The organism is Tsukamurella tyrosinosolvens (assembly GCF_900104775.1).
Lineage (GTDB): Bacteria > Actinomycetota > Actinomycetes > Mycobacteriales > Mycobacteriaceae > Tsukamurella > Tsukamurella tyrosinosolvens.
Genome location: NZ_FNSA01000003.1, coordinates 4,535,582 through 4,554,116, shown reverse-complemented (window position 1 = coordinate 4,554,116; position 18,535 = coordinate 4,535,582). Strand labels below are relative to the sequence as shown.

Below are 18,535 nucleotides of genomic sequence, written 5' to 3'. Positions count from 1 at the left end.
CGTCAGCGGCGGCGATCGATCTCTGCGACGACGGCGTTCTGCCCGCGCGCGACGGCGTGCTGTCGCGCCGTGACGCCCTGCCGGTCGGCGAGATCGGGGCGGGCGCCCGCGTCGAGGACGAGGCGCACGGTCTCCACGTGGTCCGCGTCGCCGTTGCCCAGGATCACCGCCTCGAGGAGGCAGGTCCAGCCCGAGTCGTTGATGTGGTCCACGTCAACGCCGGCGGCGATGAGCAGCTTCACGTTCTCGACGTGCCCGTGCTCGCACGCCGGGATCAGCGCCGTCCCGCGGTAGCGGTTGAGGCTGCGCACGTCGGCGCCGTGCCGCAGCGTCGACGCGAGGATCTCGGTCATCCCCTCCGCTCCGGCGTAGAGGTACGCGGAGTCCTGGATGTCGTCCTTGGCGTTCGGGTCCGCGCCCGCGTCGAGGAGGGCCAGCGCGACCTGCGTGTGCCCGGCCTTCGTCGCCGCGACCACCGCCGTCCGGGCGCGGGTGATGCGGACCTCCAGGTCGGCGCCGTCGGCGATGGCGGTCCGGGTCGCGGCGAGGTCCCCGTCGGTCACGGCCCGCACGAGCGCCCGGGTCGCCTCCGGGGTCGGGGCGGGGCGCACCGTCGACGACGGGGCCGCGACCGGGCCCGACGGGGCCGCTGACTTGCTCGAGGGAGCCGGCGGGAGCTCGTCGACGGAGCAGCCGGCGAGCAGGATCGCGGTACCGACCGCGGCGAGGCGCCTCACGCGTCGACGCCCGCCGCGCGGGCGTGCAGGATGCGCAGCTCGTCGGCGAGGGAGGGCTCCGGGCCCGCCACCGGCACCGTCGGCGCGACGGCGTGGATCGGCAGCGGCGCGACCGGGGACGGGGCGACGCCCCATTCCGCGTGCCAGGCGACCAACTGCTCCGTGCTCCCCGCATAGACGATGCGGCCGAGCCCTACCCAGGCGTGCGCGGCGCTGCACATCGCGCAGTGCTCGCCCGACGTGTAGGTCACCGCAGCGGCGCGCTCCGCGGGCGCAAGATGCTCGGCCGCCCAGCGAGCGATCTCGAACTCGGGGTGCCGCGTCGCGTCGCCGCCCGAGACCCGGTTGCGGTCCTCGAAGACGATCCCGCCCTCGTGGACGAGCAGCGAGCCGAAGGGCTCGTCCGCGTCGTCGAGGGCGGCGCGGGCGAGGTCGACGCAGCGGCGCAGGTACGGCAGATCGGCGGCGGTGGGGGCGGAGACGGTCATCGCTCGACCGTAGCCCGCCGCGCCGGACTTGACCCTCCCCTCGGGGGGGAGACCCCATACTCGATCCGTGACCATACCGGGCCTCATGTCGATCGGGATGTTCTCGCGCGCAACCCTGCTCTCCGTCAAGCAGCTGCGGCGCTACCACGAGCAGGGCGTGCTGGTGCCCGCCGCGATCGACCCCGCGACGGGGTACCGGCACTACGACGCGGCGCAGGTGCACGACGCCGCGGTGCTCACCCGGCTGCGCGACCTCGACGTGCCACTGGCCGCCGTCGCGCGCGTGCTCGAGGCCCGCGACCCCGACGTGACCCGCGAGATCCTCGCCGAGCACGAGGCGACGCTCCGCGAGCGCCGCGCCGGCCTGGAGCGGGCCATCGTCGCGCTGCAAGACGCGACCGCCCCAGTCGCGCACACCCCGACCCACCTGCGCGAGTTCGAGGCGGTCGACGTGTTGGAGATCGCGGGCACCGTGGAGCACGCCCGCCTCCCCGCGTTCCTCGACGCCGCCTACTCCGAGCTGGAGGCGTGCGCCGCGGCGTCGGGCCTGACGGTGACCGGGCCCTCGCTGGCCGAGTACCCGTCGCAGGTCGCCGAGGTCGAGCAGGTGGCCGCGCTGATCCCCGTCTCCGGCCCCGGCGCGGTGACGGGGCGGGTGCGCAACCGGAGGCTGGGGCGCGCGCTCTGCGCCGTCGCCGTGCACCACGGCTCCTACGAGCGGTTCGACGAGACCTACGGCCAGCTCGGCGCGTGGGTGGCGCGTAACGCGACCGACGCGCGCGGCTCGATCATCGAGCGCTACCTCGTGGACCCCTGCGCCGCCGCGAATCCCGCGGACCTGCGCACCGAGATCTGGTGGCCCGTCGAGGCCGCCGCGACGAAGGAGAACTGACATGGCCCTCACACTGCAGATGATCAACCTCGACTGCGCCGACGTCGCCGGACAGGCGGCGTTCTGGTCGCAGGCGCTCGGCGTGCCCGTCGACGAGAACGACGGTAACGCCTTCATGCGCACCATCGGCTACGCGAATCCCGCTCTGCCGCGGATGATGTTCCTCGCCGTGCCCGAGGGCAAGACCGTGAAGAACCGTCTGCACCTGGACCTCGTCGCGGACGACCGCGCCGCGGAGGTCGCCCGCCTCGAGGGGCTCGGCGCGTCGACGGTGCGCGAGCACGACGAGTGGGGCTTCCAGTGGACCGTGCTGCAGGACCCCGAGGGCAACGAGTTCTGCATCGCCGCCGCCGCGGGGCACTGAGGCCGGGCCTCAGGCCGCCTGGTCGGCGAACTGCGTGCGGTAGAGCTCCGCGTAGCGTCCGCCGCGCGCCAGCAGGGCCTCGTGCGTGCCGCGCTCGACGATGCGGCCCTCCTCCAGCACGAGGATCTGGTCGGCCGCGCGGATCGTCGAGAGGCGGTGCGCGATCACCAGCGACGTGCGGTCCGCCAGGGCCTCGGCGAGGGCCGCCTGCACGGCGGCCTCGGACGTCGAATCCAGGTGCGCCGTGGCCTCGTCGAGGATGACGACGGAGGGCTGCGCGAGCAGTAGTCGCGCGATGGTGAGGCGCTGGCGCTCGCCGCCCGACAGGCGGTAGCCCCGCTCGCCGACGACGGTGTCGAGGCCGTCGGGCAGGTGCCCGATCAGTTCGTCGAGGCGGGCGCGGCGCAGCGCGTCCCGGATGTCCGCCTCGGACGCGTCCGGGTTCGCGAGCAGGAGGTTCGCGCGGATGCTGTCGTGGAACAGGTGGCCGTCCTGCGTCACCAGGCCGACGGCGGAATGCAGGCTCCGGGCGGTGATGTCGCGCAGGTCCACGCCGTTCAGGGTGATCGCGCCCGCGTCGGGATCGTAGAGGCGGGTGGCGAGCTGCGCGATCGTCGACTTGCCGGCGCCGGAGCTGCCGACCAGCGCGACCATCGAGCCCGGCTCCGCGGTGAACCCGATCCCGTGCAGCACCGTCTCGCCGCCGCGGGTGTCGAGCTGCGCGACCTCCTCCAGCGATGCCAACGAGACCTTCTCGGCCGAGGGGTAGGCGAAGTCGACGCCGTCGAACCGCAGCTCGGTGGGGCCCTTCTCGATGTCGCGCGCGTCGGGAGCGTCGCGCACCATCGGCTCCAGGTCCAGCACCTCGAAGACCCGCTCGAAGGAGACCAGCGCGGTCATCACCTCGACGCGCGCGTTGGCGAGCGCGGTCAGGGGCACGTACAGCCGGGTCAGCAGCAGCGCGAGGGCCACGACGGCGCCGGCCTGCAGATCGCCGCGGATCGCGTAGAAGCCGCCGAGGCCGTAGACCAGCGCCAGAGCCAGCGAGCTGACCAGCGTCAGAATCGTCACGAACGTCATGCGCCACATCGCCGTGCTCACGCCGATGTCGCGGACCGCCCCGGCGCGGGTGGCGAAGGCCCGTGACTCGATCTCGGGCCGGCCGTACAGCTTCACCAGGGTCGCGCCGGGCGCGGAGAAGCGCTCGGTCATCTGGTCGCTCATGGATGCGTTGTGCCGGGCGGCGCGCCGTGACATGGCGGCGATCCTGCGGCCCATGCTGCGCGACGGGATGATGAAAACCGGCAGCAGCACCAGCGCGAGCAGCGTGATCTGCCACGAGATGCTGAGCATGACGCCCAGCGTGAGCGCCAGCGTCACGACGTTGGTCACGACGCCGGCGAGGGTGTCGGAGAAGGCGCGCTGCGCGCCGAGCACGTCGTTGTTGAGCCGGCTGACCAGCGCGCCCGTGCGGGTGCGGGTGAAGAAGGCGACGGGCATCGTCTGGACGTGGTCGAAGACCGCGGTGCGCAGCTGGTAGATGAGGCCCTCGCCGATGCGGGAGGAGAACCAGCGGGACAGCAGGTCGACGCCGGCGCCCACGACCGCGATGACGGCGATGAGGATCGCGATCTCGACGACGGTGCTCGTCGGGCCGCCGCCGACGATCCGGTCGACCACCCTGCCCGCGAGCAGGGGAGTAGCGACCGCGAGCAGCGCGGAGACGACGGAGAGCAGCAGGAACGCGGTGAGGCGCCAGCGGTGCGGGCGGGCGAACGGGCCCATGCGGCGCAACGTCTCGCTCGGGCGGCGCGACGGCGCGTCGAGCGACCGATTCCCTTGATACAGCGTGCTCCACGCGACCGATTCCATGCTCATGCATACAAGGCTATGACCTCAAGTTACGTTGATGTCCAGTCCGTTCGCCCTGGGCGAATACCGGCGGGAGCACAGTCGCAGCCTACGGCTCGCTCACTGAAGCTTCTTTTGCACGATTTTGCGCCAGGTAGAAACGGTCAGGGCGTCTCGCTCGCTTACGATGCGCATATGCGCTATTCGGTTGCGGATCGGGAGAATCTCGTTTCGCATCTTGGTCCATAGAAAGGCCTCAATCCCGAGTTCTCCGAGGCTCCTAGCCTCTCGCAGGTCTAGTAGTTCGCTTGTTGTCAACCACTCCAGTGGGTCACGCAGATCTTCGACGCGTTCGGCTCTCGGGGCGGCGTCTCTCTTGGCACGTGCCACCAATTCTTCCTCGGAAACTCCATTTACTGAGGCTGAACGCCAGTTGTTCGCGTACTTGGCTATTAACGCGGTCCGAAAGACATTCCGCACCTGTCGTTCTATGAACCACAGGTCGACGAACGCATCTGATAGCCATTCGGAGGATGTAGCGTGCGTTGACGCTGCTGTTGCGACCGCGCTGCGAAACATTTTCCACCGGCTGGATATCGTCCAGCTGGGTTTTCCCGAATCGACGACTTCGATAAGGCCTGAACTTCGTAGGGCCTCGACATCCACGGGTGTAAGATTCTCAATTGTCTCATTTGGGCTCAACCCCAGATCCCAGATTAGTGACCCAATGTCAACAACGGTTCCAGTGCTTAGCTCGTTTACACACTGAATGAGCAGTTGTTCGAGGTCGCCCGCCGGCCAGTCTGGGTGTGAGATTGAGTTCTCGGCAGGGGATGTTCCTTGGTCGCTATCCGATTTGATGAAGCAATGCTTAGCGTTGGTTAAGAGGTCGCTGCCGATGGTTCTGGGAAACGCCGATCTTGCGCGAGACGAGATCAATACAATCCTTTTGGAGTTCTCGTCGACGTCTGTCATGACCCTTGACCTTAGATCGCCAAGACGCAACTTCTTGTTCTCGATACATCGCTCGATCTGATCAATGATGAGTAGGGACTCTTCGCCGCAACCACTGGTGCCATCGAGGTAGTCGTCCACCGTCACGAGCGCAGCGCCGGTGGATTCAAGGTCGGCTCTACAAGAAGCGAACGCGGCGCCGAGATGGAGGAATACGATTGAGTACCGTCGGGCGTCACGAGCTACGCCGTCGAACCAGCTGGTCGTATCTGTCATCGGAGATCCAATATTGAGCTGCCTTCGAACTTGCCGTTGTGCTCTCTGAGAAGGCCCAGGCTCGCGAGGTGATGAATTGCCCGGTCTTCGGTAGAAGCGATCGTGGCGAACTCGTCTGAAGATTCGACCAGCATTTCCAGAAGTACTGCCTCTGTCGGATAGTATCGTTCTAGGTGGCCGAATATCTCATCGAGATTGCCTGCGATAGATCGTTTCCATGGAATGAGCTTTCGTAGGACGTCTGATTGGCGCATTATTCGCCGATAAGTTATGACCGGAAGTTCTGATACGACCGCGGACGCAAGGTTTCGATAAAGGTATGCGTGTCCCCCGGATCCATCGTAGAGCGCTGCGAGGGCTCCCGGCTCCAGCTCAATTCCCATCTGTGCGCCAACCGCAGTAGCGAGCTCATCTGCTTCGGATCGAGACAACGGACCTATGTAGCGGGCCTTGGCCCAACTGAATAGCGGGTTCGGGCGGCCGTACAAGCGGCCGTTCTCGAGTATTTCGTTTGTCAGTCCGGACAGAATGAAGGTGAAGTTGCTTGTTTCTTGTACTAGACTGCGCAGGACGCCAAGAGTCTGCGCAACTCCTGAGAAGGAGCCTTCGGCTACGTCAATCTGATCTGTCGGCGTAAGGAATTCGATCTCGTCCAGCAGTAGCACGAGTCTTGTTTGGGATATTGCCAAGTTCTCAAGCACGCGGGACAGTGCGAGGTGTAGGGATTCAGGGCGTGGATTTGCCATTACATCGTCGATGTGGACTGAAGGTATCTGAGCTTGCCGTAGGCGGGCGGCGATCTTCTGCGCAATATTCGATACGAACGTTGAGGTGGGGTCTTCTGGTGGTGAGGGAAGGACCTCGAGATCGATGAAGACAGGAAGTATCGATTCTGATTCAATGAGGCCTGAAAGCTGTTGAAGGATACTCGTCTTGCCGCTCTTGCGGAGACCGAAGACCCCTGACACGCGCTGGTTGATTACGTCGTCCTTCAGTTCCTGAAGTATCGACTTTCGCCCGAAGAATCGGTCTCCGCTGACGGGTGTCGTCTCGTAGAACAGGTCTCTAGCATACACGTGGTCTCGGAGGAGACGGACTATCTCGATCGGTTCGTCCGACAGATCTTTTGCTAGAGGAATCGCGGTAAACTCTATTCCTGACCAGTCCTCAAGCTTGATTGTAAGCCGATCGTCGGGAGAGCTGAAAAATATTAGGTCGGGAGTGGCTTCGCGCGAGGCCTTCGATAGCTGCGCGAGAACCTCTTTGCATTTGGTGAATGTTCGAATTTGGAGGTCATAGTATGGCGTGTAGAAGAACATGACTTCTCGCGTAATTCCGAACGCTGACTCAATGGCGCCGCTGAATCTCGCCAGCGCGTACGCAAGTCGCTTGCCGTCTTTTAGGCGAATAATATTGGAATAGAAGAATTGCGACCCAAGAGACTGGAGCATCCTTCTGTGCTGGGAGGCTACAGGGAACTCGGCTTCTAGTTCCAGGATATTTTTCGTGGTGTCGTGATTGATGGGCGCTTTGACGGGATTGGCTTGCCATGTGTAGGTCGTAGCCGGAGTATTGTTTGAAATCGACCCGCGAGCGTCGGCATGAACTGTTGACCGCAAGTGTTCCGCATGAGTAAATTTGTTGATCGCATCCGACGCTGCAGTGTCTGAAACGGTGCTACTTGCCGACATCACAGACTCTCCCTGCGAGCGGAGGTAGGAAATTACGTTCTGAGGCGTCGTTCCGGTCATTCTGGCGATATCAGTTACTCGGTACCCCACCTGTCCTCCATCCTCCGATGGCCCCATTTTAATAGGGAGGCGGCACTTTTGTGTGACAAAGGTAGAAATTTGTGTCGGCCGATGGGGTTTCGGATGCGCACGGTGGGCTCGTGACGGCTGGCGTCGTGGTGTCGATCCGGGCTCGACGCGTTCCTGGGCGCGCCGACCACGTCCTGCGCTTGACAACCCTCGATCTTTACTTGAGTCTCAGTAGTCACAACAGTCACGTCAGCCCCACGTTGCGTGGCCGACGACGAAGGAGACCCGAGGATGCCCGTGTGGATCGACGGCGGCCCCCGGCGGTCGCGGCGCAGTCGTGTCGCCCGCGCCGCGCTCGTCGCGGCGGTGCCCGTCCTGGCCATCGGCGGAGTCCTGGCGGGAACGGGCGCCCTGCCCGAGACGACGCTGGTCGACGCACCGGGCGACGTCGCCCCGGGCGCCTCCGGCGGCCACGGCCGCGGCATGAGTCAGCTCGGCGCGCTCACCTACGCCAAACAGGGGTGGGACGCGCAGCGCATCCTGGCCTACTACTACCCGGGCACGAGCCTTGGGACCGTGCACACCGGGCTCCCGGTCACCGTCCGGCTCAGCGAGCGCAACCGCGTCGACGTGCTCGCGCCCGCCGGCGCCCTCGTCGGGGGCAAGCAGGTCGCGCCGGGGCAGGCCGTCAGCATCGACGGGACCACCGCGACGATCCGGCAGGGCTGCGGCGGGCAGGTGCTCGGCACCGTCGAGGCGCCGGACAGCACCGTCGGACCGCTGACGGCCGACCAGGGGGTCCCCAAGGACCAGGTCCTGCGCTTCTGCGGCGACAACGCGGGCTACCGGGGCAAGCTCGTGGCCCGCGGGGGCAACGTGCTCAACGTGGTGGGCATCGAGGACTACGTCCGCAGCGTGGTCCCCGTCGAGAACTCGCCCGGTTGGGCGGACCAGGGCGGCGTCGCCGCGCTGCAGGCGCAGGCGATCGCGGCGCGCTCCTACGTGCTCGTCCGCGGCGCCGAGCGGGGCGAGACCTTCGACGACACCCAGGCCTCCCAGGTGTACGGCGGCGTCGACAAGGAGGACCCGCGCACGGACGCCGTCATCGTCAGCACCTACGGGCTGGTGATGGCGAAGGACGGCCGCGTCTTCGAGACCGAGTACGGCGCTTCCCGCGCCGACGATCCCGCCGCCCGGTAGGCGGTCGAACGCCGTTACCGTCGGCGAACTCCCAGGTCGCCGCGCACTCTCACGGCGCCCGATCGGACGCAGTAGTGTGAGTCACATGGCGAAGTTGCAGCTGGGGTACAAGGCATCGGCGGAGCAGTTCGGGCCCCGCGAATTGGTGGAGATCGCGGTCGCGGCGGAGGCCGCGGGCATGGACTCGGTCGCGGTGAGCGACCACTTCCAGCCGTGGCGCGTGAACGGCGGCCACGCCCCGTTCTCCCTCGCCTGGATGGCCGCCGTCGGCGAGCGGACCGAGCGGGTGAAGATCGGCACCTCGGTGATGACGCCGACGTTCCGCTACAACCCCGCGGTGATCGCGCAGGCCTTCGCGAGCATGGCGTGCATGTACCCGGACCGCATCTTCCTCGGCGCCGGCACGGGCGAGGCGCTCAACGAGTACGCCACGGGCTTCCAGGGCGAGTGGCCCGAGTTCAAGGAGCGCTTCGCGCGGCTGCGCGAGTCCGTGCGGCTCATGCGCGAGCTGTGGTCCGGCGAGATCACGAATTTCGAGGGCGACTACTACCACACCAAGGATGCCGTCCTCTTCGACATCCCGGAGAAGCCGGTGCCGGTGTACATCGCGGCGGGCGGCCCCGTCGTGGCCAAGTACGCGGGCCGCGTGGGCGACGGCATGATCTGCACGTCCGGCAAGGGCATGGAGCTCTACACCGACAAGCTCATCCCGGCCGCACAGGAGGGATCGGGCCTCGCGGGCCGCGACTTCGACGCGCTCGACAAGATGATCGAGATCAAGATCAGCTACGACCCGGATCCCGAGCTGGCGCTGGAGAACACGCGCTTCTGGGCGCCGCTCTCGCTCACCGCGGAGCAGAAGCACTCGGTGAACTCGAGCGCCGAGATGGAGCGCCTCGCCGACGAGCTGCCCATCGAGCAGGTCGCCAAGCGGTGGATCGTCGCCTCCGATCCCGACGAGGCAGTGGCCGCCGTGAAACAGTACGTCGACGCCGGGCTCAACCACCTCGTCTTCCACGCCCCGGGCCACGATCAGCGTCGGTTCCTGGACAACTTCCAGCGCGATCTCGAGCCCCGCCTGCGCGCGCTCGGCTGAGCCGCGGCTGCGATAGTAAACCCCATGGCCGCGGATCGAGCACCGAAGACGACCAGCATCTACATCGCCTCCCCCGAGGGCGACACGGGCAAGTCCACCATCGCGCTCGGCGCGATGAATCTCCTCACGTCCACCGGGTGGACGATCGGCGTGTTCCGGCCGATCCCCCGCTCGACGGGCGAGCAGCGCGACTACATCCTCGAGTTGCTCATCGAGCAGGCCACGGCCGAGCTCGACTACGAGGAGTGCGTCGGCGTCAGTTACGAGCAGGTGCACGAGGATCCGGACGCCGCGATCGCCGAGATCGTGAACCGGTTCCACGCCGTCTCGGACAAGTGCGACTTCGTGCTGGTGCTGGGCTCCGACTACACGGACGTGACCACGCCGACGGAGCTGTCGTTCAACGCACGCATCGCCGCCAACCTGGGCTCGTCGATCCTGCTCGCCGTGAAGGCGCTCGACCGCACGCCCGAGCAGGTCGTCGCCGTCGCCGAGCAGTCGATGGCGGAGATCCGGGCCAACCACGCCCACACGGCGTCGATCATCGCGAACCGGTGTGCCCCGCAGCAGCTCGAGGCCGTGTGCGAGGCGCTCAAGGCCGACACCGGCCTGCCCGTGTGGGTGCTGCCCGAGGAGCCGGTGCTCACCGCGCCCACGATGGGCGAGCTGATGGAGGCGATGGAGGGCAAGCTTCTCTGGGGCGACCCGGAGCTGCTCTCCCGCGAGGCCATGTCCGTGCTCGTCGCGGGCATGACCGCCGAGCACAGCCTGGAGCGGATCACTGAGGGCGTGGCCGTGATCGCCGCGGGCGACCGCTCGGAGGTGCTGCTCGCGATGGTCACCGCGCACCGGGCCAACGGCTTCCCGTCGCTGGCCGGGATCATCCTCAACGGCGGGTACATGCCGCACCCGATGACCGCGGCGCTGGTCGACGGCCTCAAGCCCAACGTGCCGATCATCGCCGTCGAGCACGGGACGTACGAGACGGCGCGGCTGGCGGCGAAGACCCGCGGCCGCGTGGGGCCCGGCTCGGAGCGCAAGGTGGACCTCGCGATCGCGCTCACCGAGAAGTACGTCGTCTCGGACGCGCTGCTGGAGGCCCTGCAGGTCTCCAATCCGGGCGTCGTGACCCCGCAGATGTTCGAGTACAACCTCATCGCCCGGGCCCGCGCCGACCGCAAGCGCATCGTGCTGCCCGAGGGCGGCGACGACCGCATCCTCCGCGCCGCCGGCCGCCTGCTGCAGCGCGAGGTGGCCGACCTGACGATCCTCGGCCAGGAGTCGCGCGTGCGGGCCCGCGCCGCCGAGCTGGGCGTCGACCTCGGGAACACCGCCGTGATCGACCCCAAGCGCGCGACCGACCTCGTCGACAGGTTCGCGCAGGCCTACTACGAGCTGCGCAAGCACAAGGGGATGACGCTCGAGCGCGCCGCCGAGGCCGTGGTGGACGTCAGCTACTTCGGCACGATGATGGTGCATCTCGGCATGGCCGACGGCATGGTCTCGGGCGCGGCGCACACCACCGCGCACACCATCCGGCCGTCCTTCGAGATCATCAAGACCAAGCCGGGGGTCTCGACGGTGTCGTCGATCTTCCTGATGTGCCTGGCCGACAAGGTGCTCGCCTACGGCGACTGCGCCGTGGTGCCCGACCCGTCGGAGACGCAGCTGGCCGACATCGCCATCTCCTCGGCGCAGACCGCCGCCCAGTTCGGAATCGATCCGCGGGTCGCGATGCTCTCCTACTCGACGGGCGAGTCCGGCACCGGCGCCGACGTCGACAAGGTGCGCGCCGCCACCGCGCTCGTCCGCGAGCGATCGCCGGAACTGTTGGTGGAGGGCCCGATCCAGTACGACGCGGCCGTCGATCCCGGTGTCGCCGCGTCGAAGATGCCCGACTCCGCGGTCGCCGGCAAGGCCACGGTGCTGGTCTTCCCCGACCTGAACACGGGCAACAACACCTACAAGGCCGTCCAGCGCTCCGCAGGCGCCGTCGCGATCGGCCCGGTGCTGCAGGGCCTCAACGCCCCGATCAACGACCTCTCGCGCGGCGCGCTGGTCGAGGACATCGTCAACACCGTCGCCATCACCGCGATCCAGGCCCAGGCCTTCGCGGCGGAGCGCGCCGCGGGAGAGGGGCGGGCATGAGCGCCGTCGCGGGAACCGTCCTGGTCCTCAACTCCGGCTCGTCGTCGCTGAAGTACCAACTGCTGCACCCGGAGACGGGTGAGGTGGTGCACGGCGGCATCGTCGAGCGGATCGGCGAGACCGAGGTGCCCGACCACAAGGCCGCGCTGCGGCAGGTCTTCGAGGAGTTCGCCGGCCGCGGGCTCGACCTCACCGACGGTGCCGGCAGCCCGGCCGGGATCGCCGCCGTCGGCCACCGGGTCGTGCACGGCGGCCGCTCCTTCCACTCGCCCACGCTCATCGACGATCACGTGCTCGCCGAGATCCGGCGCCTCAGTTCGCTGGCGCCGCTGCACAACCCGGCGAACGCGCAGGGTATCGAGGTGGCGCGGGAGCTGCTGCCGGGGGTGAAGCAGGTGGCGGTGTTCGACACCGCCTTCTTCTTCGACCTCCCGCCCGCGGCCGCCACGTACGCGATCGACCGGGAGCTCGCCGCCGAGCACGCACTGCGCCGCTACGGTTTCCACGGCACGTCGCACGAGTACGTCTCGCAGCAGGCCGCGGCCTTCCTCGGCCGGCCGACGTCCGAGGTGGACCAGATCGTGCTGCACCTGGGCAACGGCGCCTCCGCCTCGGCGGTCCGCGGCGGCCGCGCCGTCGACACGTCGATGGGCCTGACGCCGCTCGAGGGCCTCGTCATGGGCACCCGCAGCGGCGACGTCGACCCGGGACTGGTACTGCACCTGGGCCGCTCGCTCGGCATGAGCATCGACCAGATCGACGACCTGCTCAACCGCCGCTCCGGGCTCAAGGGCCTCGCCGGGGAGAACGACTTCCGCGCGCTGGGCGCCCTCATCGAGCAGGGCGACGAGCACGCGAAGCTCGCCTACGACGTGTACATCCACCGCCTCCGCCGCTACATCGGTGCCTACCTCGTCGACCTCGGCGGGGCCGACGCGATCACCTTCACCGCCGGTGTCGGCGAGAACGCCGCGCAGGTGCGGGCCGACGCCCTCGCCGGACTGGAGCGCTTCGGCATCGTCGTCGATCCCGCGCGCAACACCGGTCGCGTCACCGAGCCCACCCGCATCTCGCCGGACGAGGCCCCCGTGGCCGTGCTCGTGGTCCCGACCAACGAGGAGCTGGCGATCGCCCGCGAGGCAGCGGCACTCTGATGCCCCTCGGGCGCGCGGTCGGGATCGAGGGCGACGGGGCCGATTACGGCTCCCCGCTCCTCGGCACCCGCACCGAGGGCGCCCGGGAGCGCAGGACCCGCACCGTCGCGCTGATCGCGTTCAGCTCGTCGGCCGCGACGCTCCTGGGCGGCGGCTTCGCTGCCATGCTCATCGTGGTGGGCATCCCCGAGCCCTCCGTGCAGCGGCCCGAGTTGCAGACCGTCAACACCGTGGCCGTGCCGTCGTACATCGCCGCGGGGCTCGTCATGGGGCACCTCTACACCTTCTGGCTGGTCTACCGTTCGCTGCGGTGGACCGGCGGCGAGGACCCGCCGACGCAGCAGGAGGCCGCCGATGCGCTGGCCCTGCCGCGGCGCCTGTACTGGTTCGAGATGCTCGCCTGGCTGTGCGCGGCGATCCTGTTCGGCTGGTTGTACGGCCGCGTCGACATGGATCTGGTGCCGAAGGTCTCGCTCGTCGTCCTCGGTGCCGGCCTCATGACCTCGGGCGTCGTGCGGGTCCTCACGGAGTTCAGCATGCGCCCGGTCACGGCGATCGCACTGCAAGTCACCCGTCCGGAGCCGCGGCACCAGAGCCTGCAGGGCCGGTCGCTGCGGCTGTGGCTGCTCGGCTCGGGGCTGCCCTTCCTCGGCGTCATCACCGTCGCGCTGTTCGCACTGTTCGAGCCCGCCGCCACGGTGCCCGGTATCGCGGTGAGCATGTGCGCCCTCGCGGCCGGCGGCTTCTTCTCCGGCATGACCTTCAACCTGCTCTCGTCCTCGCGGGTCTCCGCGCCGGTGAAGAGCGTGACCACCGGCATGCGCCGCGTGTCCGAGGGCCGCTACGACACCGAGGTCGTGGTCTACGACGGGACGTCGCTGGGGGACCTGCAGTCCGGGTTCAACGCCATGGCCGCGGGCCTGCGCGAGCGGGAGCGCGTGCGCGACCTCTACGCCCGGCAAGTGGGGGAGCAGGTCGCCCGCGCCACCATCGAGAGCGAACCCGAGCTGGGCGGCGTCGAGCAGACCGTCGCCGTGATCTTCATCGACCTCGTCGGCTCCACCGCCCTCGCCGCCGAGCGTCCCGCCGCCGAGGTCGTGCAGATCCTCAACCGGTTCTGCGGTGTCGTCGTCGCGGAGGTGAACAGCCGCGGGGGCCTGGTCAACAAGTTCGAGGGCGACGCGGTGCTCGCGATCTTCGGCGCGCCAGCCCCGCTGACCGACCCCGCGGGCGCCGCGCTCTCGGCGTCGCGGGCCATGATGCGGCGCCTCGCCCGCGAGGTGCCCGAGGTCCGCGCGGGCTGCGGCGTCACGTACGGCACCGTCGTCGCGGGATACGTCGGCGCCGCGGATCGCTTCGAGTACACCGTGATCGGCGACCCCGTCAACGAGGCCGCCCGGCTCTCGACCTACGCCAAGGCGGACCCGACGGTGCCGTGGGCGTCCGGCTCGGCCTTCGACGCCGCCGAGCCCGCCGAGCGGCGGCACTGGCGCGAGGGGCCGACCGAGGTGCTCCGGGGCCGCAACCAGCCGACGTGGATGTTCCTGGCCACGAGCTGATCCCGGGCGGGCGGTCAGGCGGTCAGGCGAAGGCGGGGAGCCGCGGGGGCAACTGCTGGAGCACCCACTCGATGGTCACCGGGTTCGGCATCGACATGGCGTTGCCGATGGTGCGGTCGATGGTCGTGACCCGGTTCTCGCGGCTCACGGCGAGGGAGCGGAACGCGGTGTCCTCGGCGACCTTGGTGCCGTAGTCGAGGTAGACGAGCGCGTCGAGGTCGAGGACGTTCACGCGCTCGGCGGGGATCTCGGCGAAGAACTTCCCGGTGGGGATCAGCGAGGACACCGCCTCGGGCAGGGTGAAGCCGAGCATCGTCAGCACCTGGCCGCGGCCGTCGCTGGTGGCGTAGGCGTAGAAGCCCCCGTCGGACTTGGGCAGGACGGTGGCGGCCGTCTTCCCGCGGTACTGCGGGTGCTGCTCCTGGGTCCGGCGGATCGTCGCCTGCGTCTTGGTGACCAGCGCGTCGCCCTGCGCCGCCCGGCCGACCCCGCCGGCGATCGCGCGGACCTGGTCCTCCCAGGGCACGCCCCAGGCGGAGAACTGCGCGGGCCGTCGGATCACGGGCGCGATCGCCTCGAGGCGCGAGAAGGTGGCGTCGTCGAAACCGGAGTTCACGGCGACGATCACGTCGGGCTTGGACGCGGCGAGGGTCTCGATGGCCTTGGTGTCCAGCTCGGTGCCGGTGCCCAGCAGCATCTGCGGGTTCTTGCCCTGCAGCAGCGGCTTCGCCCACTCGCCGACGGGCTCCTTGGCGTCCTGCGCCCACGGCGCGACGATCACCGGCACCACGCCGAGCGCGAGGAGCGTGTCCACGTCGCCCAGGCCCAGCGAGGCCACCCGCTGGGGCGCGGCCGGCGCCTCGCTCGCCGAGCTCGAATCGGAGCCCGACCCGCACGCCGCGAGGGCGAACGAGAGCAGAACCGCGAGCATTGCCGAGACCAGACGCATACCGCCCCTTCCTTGGAATGAAGGGCAGCCTATCATTACGGTTGTGACCCTATCTGCGACTGAGGAGGCCCCGTCCGGGGGCACCCCGCCCGGGCGGCCGGAATCGACCTCCGGCGCCGCTCGGCGCAAGCGCCGCCTGTTCGGGCTGGTCCTGCTGCTCGTGCTGCTGGCGGTGACCGTGATCGCCTCGCTCGCGATCGGCTCCCGCAGCCTCGCACCCTCGCTGGTGTGGGACGGCCTGTGGCACGACTACACCACCGGGCCGAATCCCGCGGATCCCGAGCTGAACCAGGCCGCGATCATCATCCAGACGCTGCGCGTGCCGCGGACCCTGCTGGCGCTCATCGCCGGCGCGGCGCTGGCGCTCGCCGGCGCGCTGATCCAGGGGCACACCCGCAATCCCGTCGCCGATCCCGGCTTCCTCGGCCTCACCCAGGGCGCCGCGTTCGCCGTGGTCTGCGCGACCTTCCTCGGCGGCCTCACCCAGCCGATCCAGTACGTCTGGTTCGCCTTCCTCGGCACCGCGCTCACGGCGATCCTCGTGTTCGGGCTCTCCAGCCTGGGGCGCGGGGTCGGCTCCCCGCTGACCCTGGTGCTCGCCGGCATGGGCGTGGCGATGTTCCTCAGTTCGATGACCTCCGCGATCGCGCTCAGCGACAACGCCTCGCTCGACACCCTCCGGTTCTGGAACGCCGGCGCCGTGGTCGGTCGCGGCTTCGACGTGATCGGCGTGGTCGTGCCGTTCATCGCCCTCGGCATGCTCCTCGCGCTCGCCAACGGACCGGCCGTGAACCTGCTCAACATGGGCGACGACGTCGCGAAGGGCCTGGGCCTGAACATCGGTCTCGCGCGCACCGTCGGCATCGCGTCCGTGACCCTGCTCGTCGGCGGTGCCACCGCGGCCTGCGGCAGCATCTCCTTCCTCGGGCTCATGGTGCCGCACATCGTGCGCTACTTCACCGGCCCCGACTACCGCTGGCTGCTGCCCTACTCGGCGCTCATGGGCGCCTGGCTGCTGCTGGCCGCCGACATCGTGGGCCGCGTGGTCGCGCGGCCCGGCGAGCTCGAGGTCGGCATCGTCGTGGCGCTCTTCGGCGCGCCCTTCTTCGTGGCTCTCGTCTGGTGGCGGAAGGCGGTCAAGGTATGAGCACCACCCTCGACACGGTCGACGAGCAGAGGCCGCCCATCCGGCCGGGCCTGCGGTTCGGGAACGTCGTCTCCTTCGTGTGGCGGCCGTGGCCCGTGGCCGTCACCCTGTTCCTCGCGCTGGTCGCGTTCGTCGCCTTCTGCGCGAGCATCCGCCTCGGCGCCTTCCCGATGACCTTCGGCGAGGTCCTCCAGGCCCTCGTCGGCACCGGCGACTCCACGACGCACTTCATCGTCATGGAGCTGCGCATGCCGCGCGCCCTCGTCGGGCTCCTCGTCGGCGCGGCTCTCGGCATGTCCGGCGCCATCGTCCAGTCGATCGCGCGGAACCCGCTGGCCAGCCCCGACATCCTCGGCGTCACCGCCGGCGCGGGCGTGGCCGCCGTCTTCCTCGTCACCTCGACCGGCACCCTCGCGGCCACCCTCAACAACGACGTCGGGCTGCCCGTCGTCGCGGTCACCGGCGGCCTCCTCACCGGCGGGCTGGTCTACCTCCTCGCCGTCCGCGGCGGCGTCGACGGCATGCGGCTGATCCTCGTCGGCATCGCCATCACGTTCCTCATGCGCGCGCTCGTCGACTGGATGCTGGTGCGCGCCGACATCCGCGACGTGGCCCGCGCGCAGACCTGGCTGGTCGGCTCGCTCGAGAGCCGCGACTGGTCGGACGTGTGGACCGCGGTCGGCCTCGGTGCGCCCGCCGCGGCGCTCGCGCTCGCCGCGGCCTTCCCGCTGCGGGCCGTCCAGCTCGGCGACGACGTGGCCCTCGGCCTCGGCGTGCGTCTCGGCCGCAACCGTGCGGTGCTGCTCATCGCTTCGGTGCTGCTCGCCTCCGCCGGCGTCGCCGCCGCCGGGCCGATCGGCTTCATCGCCTTCGTCTCGCCTCAGCTCGCGATGCGCCTCACCCGGCTGCCCACGCCGCCGCTGATCCCGTCGGCGCTCATGGGCGCGGCGCTCCTGTCCTGCGCCGACCTCGCCGCCCGCACGATGTTCTCCGTCGCGCTGCCCGTGGGCATCATCACCGCCGCCGTCGGCGGCCCGTTCCTCGTCTATCTCCTCGTCCGCCAGAACCTCAAGGGGGCCAAGTGACCACCACCGACACCGCGACGACGGCACCGTCGCGCCTGGGCGCCCGCAAGGTCACCTCCGGCTACGGGCAGGTGACGGTCCTCGACGACCTCGACCTCGACATCCCGTCCGGCGTGGTCACCACGATCATCGGACCCAACGGCTGCGGCAAGTCGACGCTGCTGCGCACCCTGGCCCGGCTGATCAAGCCCTCGTCCGGGCACGTGGTGCTCGACGGGAACGACATCGCCAAGCTCAAGTCGAAGCAGATCGCCACCACCATGGGCCTGCTCCCGCAGAGCCCGCTCGCGCCGGAGGGGCTCACCGTCGGTGACCTCGTGGCCCGGGGCCGGCACCCGCACCAGTCGTGGCTGCGGCAGTGGAGCTCCGACGACGCCGAGGTCGTCGACGCCGCGCTCGAACAGACCGGGGTGCGGGACCTCGCGGACCGCGCCGTCGACTCCCTCTCCGGCGGCCAGCGGCAGCGCGTGTGGATCTCCATGACCCTCGCGCAGGGCACCGACCTGCTGCTCCTCGACGAGCCGACCACCTACCTCGATCTCTCGCACGCGCTCGACGTGCTCGATCTCGTGGACGAGCTCAGCAGCCAGGGGCGGACCGTCGTCATGGTGCTGCACGACTTGAACCTCGCGATCCGGTACAGCGACAACATCATCGCCATGAAGGACGGTGCCGTGGTCGCCCAGGGCGCGCCGGCGGACGTCATCAGCGAGGAGATGCTGCGCGAGACCTTCGGGCTCCATTCCACAGTGATCGACGACCCGGTCGCGCCCGGCCGGCCGTGCATCATCCCGATCGGCGCCCGCCGCACCGGTGGGGCGTGAGGGCGCCGCCGCACCGATCGACGAGCTTGCGATCGCAAGCATCTCCCGTCT

General features: G+C 69.1%; 16 protein-coding genes. 10 read left to right on the top strand and 6 right to left on the bottom strand.

The genetic code is table 11. The annotated features are described in order from the left end of the window. Window positions 1-2 precede the first annotated feature (2 nt). Window positions 3-737, bottom strand: a complete 735-nt coding sequence (locus BLW32_RS24585) for an ankyrin repeat domain-containing protein (protein WP_068741370.1) — start codon at window positions 735-737, stop codon at window positions 3-5. Then, window positions 734-1,225, bottom strand: a complete 492-nt coding sequence (locus tag BLW32_RS24580) for a nucleoside deaminase (protein ID WP_068522958.1) — start codon at window positions 1,223-1,225, stop codon at window positions 734-736. The genes BLW32_RS24585 and BLW32_RS24580 overlap by 4 nt, the downstream gene beginning before the upstream one ends. 67 nt (window positions 1,226-1,292) lie before the next feature. Between BLW32_RS24580 and BLW32_RS24575 the strand changes: the two genes are divergently transcribed. Together BLW32_RS24575 and BLW32_RS24570 are read left to right on the top strand one after the other, a co-directional pair. After that, window positions 1,293-2,117 carry a MerR family transcriptional regulator gene (locus tag BLW32_RS24575; protein WP_139286311.1) on the top strand — a complete coding sequence of 275 codons (825 nt, stop codon included), beginning with the start codon at window positions 1,293-1,295 and terminating at the stop codon, window positions 2,115-2,117. 1 nt (window position 2,118) lies between these two features. Further along, a complete protein-coding gene (locus tag BLW32_RS24570) occupies window positions 2,119-2,481 on the top strand; it encodes a VOC family protein (protein ID WP_068741371.1) in 363 nt (120 codons plus the stop codon). Window positions 2,482-2,490: 9 nt separating this feature from the next. On the opposite strand, the gene BLW32_RS24565 is transcribed toward BLW32_RS24570, so the two are convergent. The 3 genes from BLW32_RS24565 to BLW32_RS27275 form a co-directional block, all read right to left on the bottom strand. Further along, a complete protein-coding gene (locus BLW32_RS24565) occupies window positions 2,491-4,359 on the bottom strand; it encodes an ABC transporter ATP-binding protein (protein ID WP_068741372.1) in 1,869 nt (622 codons plus the stop codon). Between the two features lie 93 nt (window positions 4,360-4,452). Next, window positions 4,453-5,562 (bottom strand): hypothetical protein, encoded by a 1,110-nt coding sequence (locus BLW32_RS27280; RefSeq protein ID WP_139286310.1) that lies wholly within the window; start codon window positions 5,560-5,562, stop codon window positions 4,453-4,455. Next, window positions 5,559-7,313 carry an nSTAND1 domain-containing NTPase gene (locus tag BLW32_RS27275; protein ID WP_139286309.1) on the bottom strand — a complete coding sequence of 585 codons (1,755 nt, stop codon included), beginning with the start codon at window positions 7,311-7,313 and terminating at the stop codon, window positions 5,559-5,561. The genes BLW32_RS27280 and BLW32_RS27275 overlap by 4 nt, the downstream gene beginning before the upstream one ends. Before the next feature lie 300 nt (window positions 7,314-7,613). On the opposite strand from BLW32_RS27275, the gene BLW32_RS24560 reads away from it, so the two are divergent. The 5 genes from BLW32_RS24560 (at window position 7,614) to BLW32_RS24540 (ending at window position 14,479) form a co-directional block, all read left to right on the top strand. Continuing rightward, window positions 7,614-8,522, top strand: coding sequence for a SpoIID/LytB domain-containing protein (locus tag BLW32_RS24560; RefSeq protein WP_068741373.1), 909 nt, complete (start codon window positions 7,614-7,616; stop codon window positions 8,520-8,522). Between the two features lie 85 nt (window positions 8,523-8,607). Then, entirely contained in the window at window positions 8,608-9,618 is a 1,011-nt protein-coding gene (fgd, locus tag BLW32_RS24555; RefSeq protein ID WP_068741374.1) for a glucose-6-phosphate dehydrogenase (coenzyme-F420), read from the top strand. 24 nt (window positions 9,619-9,642) lie between these two features. Then, window positions 9,643-11,766, top strand: coding sequence for a phosphate acetyltransferase (gene pta, locus BLW32_RS24550; RefSeq protein WP_068741375.1), 2,124 nt, complete (start codon window positions 9,643-9,645; stop codon window positions 11,764-11,766). Further along, on the top strand, window positions 11,763-12,920 hold the full coding sequence (locus BLW32_RS24545) for an acetate kinase (protein ID WP_068741376.1): 1,158 nt from the start codon (window positions 11,763-11,765) through the stop codon (window positions 12,918-12,920). The genes pta and BLW32_RS24545 overlap by 4 nt, the downstream gene beginning before the upstream one ends. After that, on the top strand, window positions 12,920-14,479 hold the full coding sequence (locus tag BLW32_RS24540; protein WP_068741377.1) for an adenylate/guanylate cyclase domain-containing protein: 1,560 nt from the start codon (window positions 12,920-12,922) through the stop codon (window positions 14,477-14,479). The genes BLW32_RS24545 and BLW32_RS24540 overlap by 1 nt, the downstream gene beginning before the upstream one ends. A 22-nt stretch (window positions 14,480-14,501) precedes the next feature. Here BLW32_RS24540 and BLW32_RS24535 read toward each other — a convergent pair whose 3' ends face one another. After that, window positions 14,502-15,428 (bottom strand): ABC transporter substrate-binding protein, encoded by a 927-nt coding sequence (locus BLW32_RS24535; protein WP_170181099.1) that lies wholly within the window; start codon window positions 15,426-15,428, stop codon window positions 14,502-14,504. A gap of 43 nt (window positions 15,429-15,471) precedes the next feature. On the opposite strand from BLW32_RS24535, the gene BLW32_RS24530 reads away from it, so the two are divergent. From BLW32_RS24530 to BLW32_RS24520, 3 genes are read left to right on the top strand one after another with little or no spacing between them, the layout of a single operon-like run. Further along, the gene (locus BLW32_RS24530) at window positions 15,472-16,575 is read left to right on the top strand and encodes a FecCD family ABC transporter permease (RefSeq protein WP_068522948.1); all 1,104 of its coding nucleotides are present in this window, start codon (window positions 15,472-15,474) and stop codon (window positions 16,573-16,575) included. Next, window positions 16,572-17,660, top strand: coding sequence for a FecCD family ABC transporter permease (locus BLW32_RS24525; protein WP_068741379.1), 1,089 nt, complete (start codon window positions 16,572-16,574; stop codon window positions 17,658-17,660). The genes BLW32_RS24530 and BLW32_RS24525 overlap by 4 nt, the downstream gene beginning before the upstream one ends. Further along, window positions 17,657-18,484, top strand: a complete 828-nt coding sequence (locus BLW32_RS24520) for an ABC transporter ATP-binding protein (protein ID WP_068522946.1) — start codon at window positions 17,657-17,659, stop codon at window positions 18,482-18,484. Before BLW32_RS24525 ends, BLW32_RS24520 begins: the two co-directional genes overlap by 4 nt. Window positions 18,485-18,535: the final 51 nt, after the last annotated feature.

Bases quoted from the DNA above. Each gene is read 5' to 3' on its own strand.
- BLW32_RS24580 (WP_068522958.1), bottom strand. From the start codon at position 1,225: ATGACCGTCTCCGCCCCCACCGCCGCCGATCTGCCGTACCTGCGCCGC.
- BLW32_RS24570 (WP_068741371.1), top strand. From the start codon at position 2,119: ATGGCCCTCACACTGCAGATGATCAACCTCGACTGCGCCGACGTCGCC.
- BLW32_RS24565 (WP_068741372.1), bottom strand. From the start codon at position 4,359: ATGAGCATGGAATCGGTCGCGTGGAGCACGCTGTATCAAGGGAATCGG.
- BLW32_RS27280 (WP_139286310.1), bottom strand. From the start codon at position 5,562: ATGACAGATACGACCAGCTGGTTCGACGGCGTAGCTCGTGACGCCCGA.
- BLW32_RS27275 (WP_139286309.1), bottom strand. From the start codon at position 7,313: ATGACCGGAACGACGCCTCAGAACGTAATTTCCTACCTCCGCTCGCAG.
- BLW32_RS24560 (WP_068741373.1), top strand. From the start codon at position 7,614: ATGCCCGTGTGGATCGACGGCGGCCCCCGGCGGTCGCGGCGCAGTCGT.
- fgd (WP_068741374.1), top strand. From the start codon at position 8,608: ATGGCGAAGTTGCAGCTGGGGTACAAGGCATCGGCGGAGCAGTTCGGG.
- pta (WP_068741375.1), top strand. From the start codon at position 9,643: ATGGCCGCGGATCGAGCACCGAAGACGACCAGCATCTACATCGCCTCC.
- BLW32_RS24545 (WP_068741376.1), top strand. From the start codon at position 11,763: ATGAGCGCCGTCGCGGGAACCGTCCTGGTCCTCAACTCCGGCTCGTCG.
- BLW32_RS24540 (WP_068741377.1), top strand. From the start codon at position 12,920: ATGCCCCTCGGGCGCGCGGTCGGGATCGAGGGCGACGGGGCCGATTAC.
- BLW32_RS24535 (WP_170181099.1), bottom strand. From the start codon at position 15,428: ATGCGTCTGGTCTCGGCAATGCTCGCGGTTCTGCTCTCGTTCGCCCTC.
- BLW32_RS24525 (WP_068741379.1), top strand. From the start codon at position 16,572: ATGAGCACCACCCTCGACACGGTCGACGAGCAGAGGCCGCCCATCCGG.